The sequence below is a fragment of the Pseudomonas sp. H2_A10 genome (genome assembly GCF_054680085.1).
This window is the reverse complement of the sequence record NZ_CP162821.1, coordinates 2,026,924-2,039,907: the sequence shown is the minus strand read 5'-3', so window position 1 is coordinate 2,039,907 and position 12,984 is coordinate 2,026,924. Positions and strand designations below refer to the sequence as shown.

General features: G+C 60.2%; 16 protein-coding genes. 6 read left to right on the top strand and 10 right to left on the bottom strand.

Annotated features, from left to right (window positions below; genetic code table 11):
- Window positions 1–66: 66 nt before the first annotated feature.
- The 5 genes from rplS to ffh form a co-directional block, all read right to left on the bottom strand.
- Window positions 67–417 carry a 50S ribosomal protein L19 gene (rplS, locus tag AB4O23_RS09375; protein WP_003175895.1) on the bottom strand — a complete coding sequence of 117 codons (351 nt, stop codon included), beginning with the start codon at window positions 415–417 and terminating at the stop codon, window positions 67–69.
- A 45-nt stretch (window positions 418–462) separates the two neighbouring features.
- The gene (trmD, locus tag AB4O23_RS09370; RefSeq protein ID WP_175404167.1) at window positions 463–1,236 is read right to left on the bottom strand and encodes a tRNA (guanosine(37)-N1)-methyltransferase TrmD; all 774 of its coding nucleotides are present in this window, start codon (window positions 1,234–1,236) and stop codon (window positions 463–465) included.
- Window positions 1,218–1,754 (bottom strand): ribosome maturation factor RimM, encoded by a 537-nt coding sequence (gene rimM / locus AB4O23_RS09365; protein ID WP_053135622.1) that lies wholly within the window; start codon window positions 1,752–1,754, stop codon window positions 1,218–1,220. Before rimM ends, trmD begins: the two co-directional genes overlap by 19 nt.
- A 5-nt stretch (window positions 1,755–1,759) precedes the next feature.
- Window positions 1,760–2,011 (bottom strand): 30S ribosomal protein S16, encoded by a 252-nt coding sequence (rpsP, locus tag AB4O23_RS09360; RefSeq protein ID WP_003175899.1) that lies wholly within the window; start codon window positions 2,009–2,011, stop codon window positions 1,760–1,762.
- 251 nt (window positions 2,012–2,262) lie between these two features.
- Window positions 2,263–3,639, bottom strand: a complete 1,377-nt coding sequence (ffh, locus tag AB4O23_RS09355; protein WP_003175900.1) for a signal recognition particle protein — start codon at window positions 3,637–3,639, stop codon at window positions 2,263–2,265.
- A gap of 234 nt (window positions 3,640–3,873) precedes the next feature.
- Here ffh and AB4O23_RS09350 point away from each other — a divergent pair, with 234 nt between their 5' ends.
- The 3 genes from AB4O23_RS09350 (at window position 3,874) to AB4O23_RS09340 (ending at window position 7,437) form a co-directional block, all read left to right on the top strand.
- Window positions 3,874–4,686 (top strand): cytochrome C assembly family protein, encoded by an 813-nt coding sequence (locus AB4O23_RS09350; protein WP_017529978.1) that lies wholly within the window; start codon window positions 3,874–3,876, stop codon window positions 4,684–4,686.
- 12 nt (window positions 4,687–4,698) lie between these two features.
- Window positions 4,699–5,937 carry a transporter associated domain-containing protein gene (locus AB4O23_RS09345; protein WP_460062944.1) on the top strand — a complete coding sequence of 413 codons (1,239 nt, stop codon included), beginning with the start codon at window positions 4,699–4,701 and terminating at the stop codon, window positions 5,935–5,937.
- A gap of 189 nt (window positions 5,938–6,126) precedes the next feature.
- Window positions 6,127–7,437 carry an MFS transporter gene (locus AB4O23_RS09340; RefSeq protein WP_017529980.1) on the top strand — a complete coding sequence of 437 codons (1,311 nt, stop codon included), beginning with the start codon at window positions 6,127–6,129 and terminating at the stop codon, window positions 7,435–7,437.
- Between the two features lie 95 nt (window positions 7,438–7,532).
- Here the strand turns inward: AB4O23_RS09340 and purT are convergent, their stop codons facing one another.
- From purT to AB4O23_RS09315, 5 genes are all read right to left on the bottom strand, one after another.
- Complete coding sequence (gene purT, locus AB4O23_RS09335; RefSeq protein WP_017529981.1) at window positions 7,533–8,714, bottom strand: formate-dependent phosphoribosylglycinamide formyltransferase; 1,182 nt, start codon at window positions 8,712–8,714, stop codon at window positions 7,533–7,535.
- Between the two features lie 69 nt (window positions 8,715–8,783).
- Entirely contained in the window at window positions 8,784–9,251 is a 468-nt protein-coding gene (locus AB4O23_RS09330) for a VUT family protein (protein ID WP_017529982.1), read from the bottom strand.
- Window positions 9,252–9,348: 97 nt separating this feature from the next.
- Entirely contained in the window at window positions 9,349–9,564 is a 216-nt protein-coding gene (locus AB4O23_RS09325) for a DUF1289 domain-containing protein (RefSeq protein ID WP_065876670.1), read from the bottom strand.
- Entirely contained in the window at window positions 9,561–10,085 is a 525-nt protein-coding gene (locus AB4O23_RS09320; protein ID WP_116079258.1) for a gamma carbonic anhydrase family protein, read from the bottom strand. The genes AB4O23_RS09325 and AB4O23_RS09320 overlap by 4 nt, the downstream gene beginning before the upstream one ends.
- A 35-nt stretch (window positions 10,086–10,120) precedes the next feature.
- Window positions 10,121–10,723, bottom strand: a complete 603-nt coding sequence (locus AB4O23_RS09315; protein ID WP_016971944.1) for a CoA pyrophosphatase — start codon at window positions 10,721–10,723, stop codon at window positions 10,121–10,123.
- A gap of 146 nt (window positions 10,724–10,869) precedes the next feature.
- Between AB4O23_RS09315 and AB4O23_RS09310 the strand changes: the two genes are divergently transcribed.
- From AB4O23_RS09310 to AB4O23_RS09300, 3 genes are all read left to right on the top strand, one after another.
- Window positions 10,870–11,418 (top strand): NUDIX hydrolase, encoded by a 549-nt coding sequence (locus AB4O23_RS09310; protein ID WP_017529985.1) that lies wholly within the window; start codon window positions 10,870–10,872, stop codon window positions 11,416–11,418.
- Window positions 11,419–11,455: 37 nt separating this feature from the next.
- Window positions 11,456–11,959: a L,D-transpeptidase family protein gene (locus AB4O23_RS09305; protein ID WP_017529986.1), complete on the top strand. Its 504-nt coding sequence runs from the start codon at window positions 11,456–11,458 to the stop codon at window positions 11,957–11,959.
- 260 nt (window positions 11,960–12,219) lie between these two features.
- Entirely contained in the window at window positions 12,220–12,978 is a 759-nt protein-coding gene (locus AB4O23_RS09300; protein WP_065876672.1) for a GntR family transcriptional regulator, read from the top strand.
- Window positions 12,979–12,984 lie beyond the last annotated feature (6 nt).

Genomic DNA, 12,984 nt, shown 5'->3' with positions numbered 1-12,984 from the left:
CTCAGACAAATTCCAGGCACAAAAAAGCAGCCCGTAGGCTGCTTTTTCTGCATCGGGAAGCTGGACTTAAGCCAGTTTTTCCTTGATGCGAGCTGCTTTACCGGACAGGTCACGCAGGTAGTACAGCTTGGCTTTACGTACGTCACCGCGACGCTTGACGGCCATGCTGTCGATTTGCGGGCTGTAGGTCTGGAAAGTACGCTCTACGCCAACACCGTTGGAGATTTTACGAACAGTGAAAGCACTGTTCACACCACGGTTACGCTTGGCGATTACCACGCCTTCGAACGCTTGCAGACGCGAACGGTCGCCTTCCTTCACTTTCACCTGAACGACAATAGTGTCGCCTGGGGCAAAGGTAGGGATCTCTTTGGTCATCTGCTCTGCTTCGAGTGCAAGGATGATTTTGTTAGTCATGCTGTGCTCCTAAGGTAAGTCAATGGACCTACCATCGATACGTTGTTAACTATCGTCCCGCGCGAGGATGTATTCCTCGAGCAGCTTCTTCTCTTCTCCAGAAAGCGAGCGGCTTTCCAGAAGATCGGCGCGTCGTTCATAGGTCCGACCAAGGGACTGCTGTAAACGCCAACGCCGGATGTGTGCGTGATTGCCACTTAGCAATACGTCGGGAACACGCTGATCCGCATACACCTCCGGTCGGGTGTAGTGCGGGCAATCCAGCAAACCATCCGTGAAGGAATCTTCCTCCGCGGAGTCCACATGCCCTAAAGCTCCAGGCAGCAGTCGTGTAACCGCATCTATCAGGACCATCGCCGGCAGCTCACCGCCAGACAGGACATAGTCCCCAATCGACCACTCTTCATCGACATGAGCTTCAATAAAACGCTCGTCAATGCCTTCATAGCGACCGGCAATCAGGATCAAACTTTCCTCATTCGCCAGTTCGCGTACCCCAGCCTGTTTCAGCTGGCGGCCTTGAGGGGACAGGTAAATTACCTTCGCCTTCTCCCCGGCGGCGGCCTTGGCCTGGGCCAATGCGTCTTCCAGGGGCTTGATCTTCATCACCATGCCCGGGCCACCGCCAAATGGGCGATCGTCCACAGTGTGATGTCGATCCGTCGTGTAGTCTCGCGGGTTCCAACAGGTAAGCTGCAACAGCCCCTGCTTCACCGCCCGACTGGTGATGCCGTACTCGCTGACGGCGGAAAACATCTCGGGAAACAAACTGATCACTTCAATGCGCAAATTAGCCACGCTTAGAAGTCCGCGTCCCATTCCACCTTCATCTCGCCCGCTGCCAGGTCGACGGCCAACACGCATTGCTCCGTATAGGGCAACAGGCGTTCGCGATCATCCAGGCTGCCAGCGCAAGGCTTGACCACCATTACATCATTGGCGCCGGTTTCCAGAAGATGATCGATTTTCCCGAACAATTGCCCGAGTTGATCGATAACCTTCAGACCTTCCAGCTGGTACCAGTAGTACTCGCCGTCGGTCAATTCAGGGAACAGGTTGCGCGGCACGCAGATCTCATAACCGGCCAGAAGACGGGCTTCTTCGCGATCATCAAGACCCTTGAGCTTTGCGACCAGGAACTTATCGCTCCCGCGTCCACTGACCAGCTCGACCTGTTTCACACTACCTTCGCGCTTGAGCGTCCAGGTTTTGTACTGCAACAGGTTTTCGGTCGGATCAGTAAAGGAATACACCTTCACTTCGCCGCGAACGCCATGAACAGAATAAATCTTGCCGATAACGATCAAATCATCAGCAACAGCTGGCGTCGCGTTCATATTGCTCAGGCTGCGGCCTTAGCCGAGTCCTTCAACAGTTTTGCTACGCGCTCGGATGGCTGTGCGCCAACGCTCAGCCAGTAGGCTACGCGCTCTTGGTTCACGGACAGACGAACTTCTTGACCACGGGCAACAGGGTTGAAGAAACCAACCTGTTCCTTGTGCGAACCGTCGCGCGGGTTGCGGCTGTCGGTTACGGTCAAGTGGTAAAACGGGCGCTTTTTGGAGCCGCCAAGGGCAAGACGGATTGTTAGCATGTGAACATCGTTCCTGTAGTCGGTGCTGCAAATCTAAATGCACAGCGGGCATAGGTGCCCGAAAGGCCGCATATTCTAAGGAATATCCGGACTTTTGCAAATGTCTTTTTCTGGCGCCTATCAACGTGCCATTCAGATCTGCTAAAGGGCCGTCGATTAAAACGGCGAGTCAGCTCCCGCCAACGGCGGGTTTGCTGGAGATCCCACATCCCTGTGGGTCGGAGCGCAAGCAACGCTTACGCTCGAATTCTTTACATCTTCGGCATGCCGCCGCCGGGCAACATGCCGCCCATGCCGCGCATCATCTTGGCCATCCCGCCCTTGGCGGAGAATTTCTTCATCATTTTCTGCATCTGCTTGTGCTGCTTGATCAAGCGACCGATGTCCTGCACCTGGGTGCCGGAGCCCATGGCGATCCGACGCTTGCGCGAACCGCTGATCAGCTCAGGGTCGCGGCGCTCGGCCGGGGTCATGGAATTGATGATGGCTTCCATCTGCTTGAACTGCTTCTCTGCCGCGCCCTGGGCATTGCCCATTTGCGCCAGGTTCACACCGCCGATGTTCGGCAGCTTGTCCATAAGGCCGCCGAGGCCGCCCATGTTCTTCATTTGTTGCAGTTGATCGCGGAAGTCTTCGAGGTCGAAGCCCTTGCCCTTCTTCAACTTTTTAGCCAGTTTGTCGGCTTTGTCCTTGTCGAGCGTCGCTTCGGCCTGCTCGATCAGGCTGAGCACGTCGCCCATGCCGAGGATGCGCGAGGCGATACGCTCCGGGTGGAACGGTTCGAGCGCTTCGCTCTTCTCGCCCATGCCGATGAACTTGATCGGTTTGCCGGTAATGGCACGTACCGACAACGCGGCACCACCACGGGCGTCGCCGTCGACCTTGGTCAGGATCACGCCGGTCAGCGGCAGCGCGTCACCGAAGGCCTTGGCGGTGTTGGCCGCATCCTGGCCGGTCATGGCATCGACCACAAACAGCGTCTCGACCGGGTTGATCGCGGCGTGCAATGCCTTGATCTCGCCCATCATCTCTTCGTCGATGTGCAGGCGACCGGCGGTATCGACGATGACCACGTCGATGAATTTCAGCCGTGCTTCTTTAATAGCGGCGTTGGCAATGTCGACCGGCTTCTGGCTCAGGTCCGACGGGAAGAAGGTCACGCCCACTTCGCCGGCGAGCATTTCCAACTGCTTGATGGCGGCCGGACGGTAGACGTCCGCCGATACCACCATCACGGATTTTTTCTTGCGTTCTTTAAGGAAGCGCGCCAGCTTGCCGGCGGTGGTGGTTTTACCCGCACCTTGCAGACCGGCCATCAGCACCACGGCGGGCGGCACGGCGCTGAGGTTCAGGTCTTCGTTGGCCGCGCCCATCAGGCTTTCGAGTTCGGCCTGGACGATCTTCACAAAGGCCTGGCCCGGGGTCAGGCTGCGCGACACTTCAGTGCCGACCGCGCGCTCCTTGACCGAGTTGACGAAGTCCTTGACCACAGGCAACGCCACGTCGGCTTCCAGCAATGCCATGCGCACTTCGCGCAGGGTGTCTTTAATATTGTCCTCGGTCAGCTTGGCCTTGCCGGTTACGTGGCGCAGCGTCTGCGAGAGACGGTCAGTCAAGTTTTCAAACATGCGCGATCCTTTCAGGCCCTATGCATCGAAGTGCGTTGGTAGACCGAGGTAGTGACGGCCCAGGCTGCGGTAAATCGCTATTAAAAACAGCGTTCGGCGAGCCTGCGGCGTGGGCAGGTCGCGGATTATAGCGAAGACTGCGCGCATGCACACCCGCTGTCTGGCCTGGGAGTCTTTCGTGCAACGCTGGGGTGTGCCAAACTCAGCGCCTTTCGGGCTCGTCTATCAGGATTTATGGTCCCCTTGTCACCCAGTTTGCTACCCAGCCTCGCCGCCGCCATCTTGTATGCCGCTGCGACTCTCTATCAGGGCACTCGTCTGGCCCAAGGCACCAAGGCGGACAAACGTCTGCTGGTTGGGCTGGGCGTCCTCGCCCTGCTGGCCCACGCCGCGAGCCTGTTCACCCATCTGATGACACCCGTTGGCCTGGGCCTGGACTTTTTCAGCGCCGCCAGCCTGATCGCTGCGGCGGTCATCGCACTGACCGTGCTGGCCTGCTACCGGATCCCCGTCGAGAACCTGCTCGTCCTGCTCTTCCCGCTGGGCGTGCTGACGGTGTTGCTGGCGCAATTCGCCCCCACCGGCACGGTGCAGGTGATTGACGAAGAACCCGGCATCCTTGCCCACATCCTGCTGTCGATCCTGGCCTATGGCATGTTCACCATCGCTGTGTTCCAGGCCCTGCTGCTGCTGGTGCAAGACCACCAACTCAAGCACAAGCACCCGTCGGGTTTGATCAAGAACTTCCCGCCGTTGCAAACCATGGAAAGCCTGCTGTTCGGTTTCCTGTGGGCCGGCTGGACGCTGTTGTCGCTGTCGTTGATCTCGGGCTGGCTGTTCGTCGAAAACCTGTTTGCCCAGCATCTGGTACACAAGACCCTGCTGGCCTGCCTGGCCTGGATCGTGTTCAGCGTGCTGCTGTGGGGTCGTAACCGACTCGGCTGGCGCGGGCATAAGGCAATCCGCTGGACCCTGGCCGGTTTCTGCCTGCTGATGCTGGCCTATTTCGGCAGCAAGCTGGTTCGCGAATACATCCTGCATATCTGACGGGCAGCGATCATGGACAACTTGCCCCTTGGGCCGATGCTTGCGGTAATCGCCTTGCTGGTGTTATGGGCCGGGCTGTTTACCGCCATTGAAGCCGCCCAGCAACACCTGCTGGCGCTGCGCCCCGGCACGCGCCAGGGTGACAAGGCCGCGGCCCGCCTGAATTTTCCACGTAACAGCCTGATCCTGTGCAACAGCCTGTGTCGCGCCGCCGTGGTCATTCTGTGCACATTGCTGGCGATCTATGCCTGGGCAAAGAACGGCCCGTGGCTGGGTTGGCTGATCGCCTGCGCCCTGCTGCTGATACTGGCCGACTACATGCCCCGCGCCTTGGCCACCCGCCATCCGCAAGCGGTGCTGGGTTTTGGCAACAGCCTGCTGGGTGTACCGCTGAAAATCCTCTACCCCGCAGCCTGGCTGCTCAATGGCATCAGCCTGCTGTTGTTGCGCCCGTTCACGCGCAAATCCGGCGTGGTGAAAAAGAGCGACGAGCCGCTGCCCGACCACGATGACGAGCCCGAGCCCGACACCGACGAAAACCGCACACCCGGCATGCCCGGCATCCACGCCCTGGACAACATCACGGTCAATGACATCCTGGTGCCCCGCAGCGAAGTGGATGGCATCAACCTGGATGACCCGATCGAAGACATCATCGAGCAACTGCGCACCTCCCAGCGCACGCGCCTGCCGGTGTTCCACAGCGATATCAACCAAGTGCAGGCCGTGCTCAACACGCGGCAAATCCAGCACCTGCTGCCTGACGCCAGCCTGACCAAAGAGGCGCTCCTCGCCGCCTGCCATGAACCCTACTTCGTTCCCGAAAGCACGCCTCTGCAACTGCAATTGCTGAACTTCCACAAACAGCAGCGGCGCCTGGGCATGGTGGTGGATGAATATGGCGAAGTGCTGGGTATCGTGACCCTCGAAGATATCCTCGAAGAAATCGTCGGCGAGTTCGAAAACGAGCAAAGCACCGACAACCCGCATATCGAGCCCCAACCCGACGGTCGCTATATCATCGACGGCGCCGCATCGATCCGTGAGCTGAACAAAAGCCTGGGCTGGCACCTGCCCAGCGACGGTCCCAAGACCCTCAATGGTCTGGTGACCGAGGCGCTGGAGACGATTCCGGATTGCGCGGTGTGCCTGAAAATCGGTCGCTACCGCCTGGAAATCCTCGAGACCGAGGACAACCGGGTGAGCAAGGTGCTGATCTGGCATACCAGCCGGATACCCGTCGCCGCCTAACTGCCTGACCGTAAATAGCCGTCACACATTTGTTTTGCGGCGTGCGGGCTCTTGTTGTAATTCCAGACCCCTTCTTATAATCCCTGCGGCTTACCCAAGCTTCGCCCGACCGCGTGCAACCCTGATCAATGGGTGTTCGACCAATAATAATCCGCGTCCAAACGCGCAATGACCGTCAGGGATACCGCCATGAGTACCACCTATAACGAAGCCGCGCCCGCCGCCCCGGCCAACTCGACCGCACGGGTCGCGACCGCCAGCATCGTCGGCACCGCCATCGAGTTCTACGACTTCTATATCTACGCTACCGCCGCGGCGCTGGTGATCGGCCCGGTGTTTTTTCCGCAGACTTCCGGCACCGCGCAAATGCTGGCGTCGTTCCTGACCTTCGGTATCGCTTTTATCGCCCGGCCGCTGGGCTCGGCGTTGTTCGGCCACTTCGGGGACCGTATCGGGCGCAAATCCACACTGGTGGCCTCGCTGTTGCTGATGGGCGTATGCACGACGTTGATCGGCTTGCTGCCCGGCTATGACAGTATCGGCGCTTGGGCGCCTATCCTGTTGTGTGTGCTGCGCTTCGGCCAGGGCCTTGGCCTGGGTGGCGAATGGGGCGGCGCGGCGTTACTGGCCACCGAAAACGCGCCCAAAGGCAAACGCGCCTGGTTCGGCATGTTCCCGCAGTTGGGCCCGTCGATCGGCTTCCTTGCCGCAAACGGCTTGTTCCTGATCCTGGCCATGAGCCTGAACGACGAGCAGTTCCGCAGTTGGGGCTGGCGCATTCCGTTCATCCTCAGCGCGGCGCTGGTGATGGTCGGTTTATACGCACGCTTGAAGCTGCATGAAACCCCGGTATTCGCCAACGCAGTGGCCAGGGAAAAACCAGTAAAAGTGCCGCTGGTGGAATTGTTCAGCCAGCATTGGCTGCCGGTGCTGTTGGGCGCCGCCTCTATGGTGGTGTGCTATGCGCTGTTCTATATCACCACAGCGTTTTCCCTGAGCTACGGCGTATCGACCCTGGGCTACAGCCGCGAAACCTTCCTCGCCCTGCTGTGCTTTGCCGTGTTGTTCATGGGCCTGGCCACCCCCTTGGCCGCCCTGGCCAGTGATCGCTATGGGCGCAAGCCGGTGCTGATCGTCGGTGCGATCCTCGCCATCCTGTCGGGCTTCACCATGGAGCCCCTGCTGACCCACGGCTCAACCTGGGCCGTGGCACTGTTTCTGGCCTTGGAGCTGTTCCTGATGGGCGTGACTTTCGCCCCGATGGGCGCGCTGTTGCCCGAACTGTTCCCGACCCGCGTGCGTTATACCGGTGCTTCGGCGGCGTATAACCTGGGTGGAATCGTCGGTGCATCGGCCGCACCGTTCTTCGCAACCAAGCTGGTGGCGATGGGTGGCCTGAGTTATGTCGGAGGGTATGTGTCGGCGGCAGCGTTGCTCAGCTTGATTGCCGTGCTGTGCCTGAAAGAGACGCGGGATAACGACTTGAACAAGGTCGCCTGATAAACCGCAATCGGGAGCAAGCCCCCTTCCCACACTCGACCGCATTCCAAAGGCTATACGCGGTTAAATGTGGGAGGGGCTTGCTCCCGATGCTGTTAGAGCTCTACGACAACAGCTTGGGAAGCCCGGGTCGCCTTGGCCCGCGCCGCTTCGATCGACTCATCCCGCGCCAACGCCACGCCCATGCGGCGCTGGCCATTGACTTCTGGCTTACCAAACAAACGCAACGCCGTATCCGGCTCGCTCAAGGCGGCGCCGAGGTTGGCGAATGCGGTCTGGGTTGACTGCCCTTCCACCAGAATCACCGCCGAAGCCGAAGGCCCGAACTGACGGATCAAAGGAATCGGCAGGCCGAGAATCGCGCGCGCGTGCAGGGCGAATTGCGACAGGTCCTGGGAGATCAACGTGACCAAACCGGTGTCATGCGGGCGCGGCGATACTTCGCTGAACCACACCTGGTCGCCTTTGATGAACAGTTCCACGCCAAACAGGCCGCGGCCCCCCAAGGCTTCGGTCACGGCTTTGGCAACGCGCTCGGATTCGGCCAGGGCTACCGGGCTCATGGCCTGTGGCTGCCAGGATTCCTGATAGTCGCCTTTCTCCTGACGGTGGCCGACTGGCGCACAGAACGTGGTGCCTCCGATGTGGCGTACGGTCAGCAGGGTGATCTCGTAGTCGAAGTCGATAAAGCCTTCGATGATCACGCGGCCTTTACCGGCACGCCCACCCTCTTGGGCGTAGTCCCAGGCCTTCTGCACGTCGTCGGCGCTGCGCAGCAGGCTCTGGCCCTTGCCCGACGAACTCATCACTGGCTTGACCACGCAGGGGAAGCCCAGGTCTTGCACGGCCTTGCTGTAGTCTTCGAAGGTATCGGCGAAGTGGTAAGGCGAGGTCGGCAGGTCCAGCTCTTCGGCGGCCAGGCGGCGGATGCCTTCACGGTTCATGGTCAGCGACGCGGCGCGCGCGGTCGGGATCACCGTGAAGCCTTCAGCTTCCAGTTCCACCAGGGTGGCGGTGGCGATGGCTTCGATTTCCGGCACGATGAAGTGCGGCTTTTCGGCTTCGATCACCGCACGCAGGGCGGCGCCATCGAGCATATTGATCACGTGGCTGCGATGCGCCACTTGCATGGCCGGCGCGTTGGCATAGCGATCCACGGCAATCACTTCAACGCCCAGGCGTTGCAGTTCGATTACCACTTCCTTGCCCAGCTCACCGCAGCCACACAGCAAAACGCGGGTCGCGGTTGGCGACAATGGAGTTCCGATTCGGGTCATCTCAGGTCCTCAGGGGAGCGGATCATGGGGAGAAAGGCCGGCATTTTACATGAACTACAACAATTGGCCTCAGTTGGCGACAGCCCGCTTGCGCAAGCGCCAGGCCATGATCAGCCACACCACCGTAACCCCGGCGAATTTCGAGGCCAGTGCGGTGCCCACCACCGCCGGCGTCAGGGCGCCGATCAGGCCGAAGAAAATGAAGGTGTCGAGGGGAATGCTCAGCGCCGAACTTATCCACAGGCGGTCGTGCAACGGGCGCTTGGTGATGCTGAACACCAGCCAGTCGATGCACTCGGACACCGCAAATGCCGTGGCACTGGCCAGGGCAATGGCCGGGTCGGAGGTGATGTACGAGAGCACCAGCGCCGCCAGCATGGCAATGATCGCACCATGGCCGAAGCGGGTTTGCACCATGTCGCGCAAGACGAATACCAGGCCGCCCCAGGCGGACCAGATCACGTCCAGGTGCGGAGCGGTGGAAAAGGCGAAGTTGATCAGCACGACGCTGCTGATGTAGGCGATCAGGAAGAGCATTGGAAGTGGACCTGTGGATAATCTCGCACAGGGTACACAAATAAATACACGTCGTCTGGGAGGGCCTCATCGGGGGCTTGCTCCCGATAGCAATCGATCAGGCATCCGAGCGCTTGGGCGTCATCCATACCAACCCACTCGCCACCGCCCGCGCATGGCACAACACCAGCACCGCCCGGCGCTCGGCGTTATCCATGCGGCTCCAGCGCGTAATCTCATCCACAGTGCGCTGGCAGCCGGTGCACATATCGTCATCATCCAGCGCGCAAATACTTACGCACGGCGAGGCAACGGGGCGTTCAACCGGGTTCATTCCGGCTGCTCGATCAGGTCCCGCGCGTAACGCTGAGCGTTATGCACATAGTGCGCAGCGCTGGCTTCGAGCATCCGTTTCTGCGCGTCGGTCAGCTCACGCACCACCTTGCCCGGCGAGCCCATCACCAGCGAACCATCGGGGATTTCCTTGCCTTCGCCAATCAGCGAGTTGGCGCCGATGATGCAATGCTTGCCGATCCTGGCGCCGTTGAGGATCACCGCATTGATACCGATCAGGCTGTAATCGTCCACCGTGCAACCGTGCAGCATGGCGTTGTGGCCGATGGTCACGCCGGTGCCGAGGGTCAGCGGGTAGCCCATGTCGGTGTGCATCACGCTGCCGTCCTGCACGTTGCTGTTCTTGCCGATCAGGATCAGTTCGTTATCGCCACGCAACACCGCGTTGAACCAGACGTTAGCGCCCTCCTCCAGCTTGACCTTGCCCACCAGCGTTGCATTGGGGGCCACCCAACTCTGCGGATGCGTCTCGACGCGGGCGTCGCCCAAGCGGTATTTCATGGTGTGTCCTCACGGCTCGCCATTCACACGATGGCTTAGATATTGATGAAACTCTTGGGCGGCTGATGCAGGCTGATCTTGGCATCGTCATAGAGCAGGTTGATCAGCTCCACGATCATGATCGCCGTCAGCCCCCAGATTTTGTATTCGCCGAACCGATAGCTGGGCACATACCAACTGCGGCCCTGGTAATCGATGCGGTGGGTATGTTCGCGTGGGTCCTGTCGGAAAAAGTCCAGGGGCACGCTGAAAACGGCGGCGATCTCGGCGTCGTTGGCCAAGTATTCGACGTAGTCGGGTATCACCCCCACATACGGCGTTACGCGGATGCCATGCAGGGAAATCAGCGGGCTCAACGGGCCGATCACCTCGACCAGCCCAGGTGGCAGGCCGATTTCTTCTTCGGCTTCACGCAGGGCGGTGAAGATCAGGTCCGGGTCTTCGGGGTCGCGGCGCCCGCCGGGAAAGGCCACTTCGCCACCGTGGGTCGACAGGCCACTGGCGCGCAGGGTCAGGATCAGCTCAGGTTCGTCACTGCGGGTAATCGGCACCAGCACCGCAGCCTCGGGGAAACGCCCATCGGTTTCCAGCGTGTGGGGGGTGTGATTGCTTACCCGGCGAAGTAGCTCGTCCAGCATGAGTCATCTCGGTCTGTTGGCTACCTTGCATCATGCACCAAAGCGTGCGGGCGCCCAACCCCAAAACCCGGTGGGTGTCGCTAAACGACAACTTGCAGGGCCTTGCCCGCCACGCCAAGATAGACGCACTTTCCAGGAACCCCAGCATGAATTTCTGCAGCCAGTGCGGCAAACCGGTGACCCAACGCATTCCCGAAGGCGACGCGCGCCTGCGCTTTGTGTGCGATCACTGCTCGACCATCCATTACCAGAACCCCAATATCGTTGCCGGTACCGTGCCGGTGTGGGGCGACAAAGTGCTGCTGTGCCGCCGCGCCATCGAGCCGCGCCTGGGTTACTGGACCCTGCCCGCAGGCTTCATGGAAAACGGCGAAACCGTCGAACAGGCGGCCATGCGTGAAACCCTGGAAGAAGCCTGCGCCCGCGTGCGCAACCTGAACATCTATACCCTGATCAATGTGCCGCACATCAGCCAGGTGCACATCTTCTACCGCGCCGAGCTGATCGACCTGGACTTTGCCGCAGGCCAGGAAAGCCTTGAAGTGAAGCTGTTCGATGAAGCCGATATCCCTTGGTCCGAGCTGGCTTTCCGCACGGTAGGGCGTACCTTAGAATGCTTTTTCGCTGACCGTCGCCAACAGGCGTACCCGGTGCGCAGCGAGTCCGTGCCACCACTTGCCAAGCCCGCCCAATAACAAGCCGGCCGATCGTCGCCAAAGGGATACCGTTTCAATGCGTTGGTTGCTTGCTCTGCTCTGCCTGTCGTTCGCTACGCTGTCGTCGGCCTCCACCCTGCAAACCCTGGGCGGCAAACCTGTCGAAAAAGTCCTGGTGCTTAAATCCGCCCATCAGTTGCAACTGATCAACGACGGCAAGCCGTTCAAGACCTACCGTATTTCCCTGGGCAAAAACCCCAAGGGCCACAAGCTGATCGAAGGCGACCGCCGCACCCCCGAGGGTTTCTATTGGATCGACTGGCGCAAGACCAGCGACCGCTTCAACCTGGCCATGCATATTTCCTACCCCAACATCAGCGACGCCGCCCGCGCGCGCCGCGAAGGGGTGAAGCCCGGCAGCATGATCATGATCCACGGCACTCCCGACACCGAGGACTACCCCGAGCAGTGGTTCCACACCCTGGACTGGACCGACGGCTGCATCGGCATGCGCAACGTCGACATGCGTGAAGTCTGGAGCCTGGTCAAAGACGGCACGCTGATCGAGATTCGCCCGTAATCGTCGACCGTTCGTAAAATAATTCAAAAAAATCCCCTTCCCCCACAGCCCCCGCCGGTGAATACCAGTGCACGGCACGGGCTGCGTCGTTCTGCGCGCGATAAAGACCTCTGTAATACCACTTGCCGCCAAGCCCCGTTTCAGGGCCTTGGAATGGCGATTTGCACCGTTTTGGCGGCATTGACATGGTATTTAAGTGGTATTAATTTCCGGCCAATACCGGGCGACAACACTCCAATAACGCATCGGAAACCTGACAGATGAATCCCATCCTGGCCCTGCGCCCCGACGGTAAACAGTCCACGCCGCTGTACCTGCAATTGGCGCGCAAGCTCGAAGCCGCCATTCACGCCGGAGAGTGGAAATCCGAACAGGCGTTGCCCTCCGAGCGCGTACTCAGCGAGCAATTGAGCATCTCGCGAGTCACCGCTCGCAAGGCGCTGCAAGTGCTGTTTGACCAAGGCCTGATCCGCCGCAGCCAGGGCTCCGGCACCTTTATCACGCCACGCCTGGAACAGCCGCTGTCGCGCCTCTCGGGGTTCAGCGAGATGTTGCGCCTCAAGGGTTTTGTGCCTACCTCCCAATGGCTGGAGCGCGATATCACCCAGCCCACCCACGAAGAGCTGATCCGCCTGGCCTTGTCGCCTACCGACAAAGTGGCGCGCCTGAAGCGGTTGCGCAAAGCCGATGACACGGTCATGGCGATTGAAATGACCACCCTGCCCGCCACCGTGCTGCCGCAACCGCAAGCCATCGGCAACTCGCTCTACGAGTACCTGGAAAGCATCGGCAAACCCATCGTGCGTGCCCTGCAGCACATCCAGGCGATCAACGCCTCGGACGAGTTCGCCGCCCTGGTAGGCATCGCCCCGGGCACCGCCATGTTGCTGATGACCCGCGTGGGCTACACCGCTGACAACACGCCGATAGAAATCACCGACACCTACTGCCGCAACGACTACTACGACTTCGTGGCAGAGCTGCGCAGATACGACTTTGCCGCCGAGTTGCGGCCTTAGAGAACT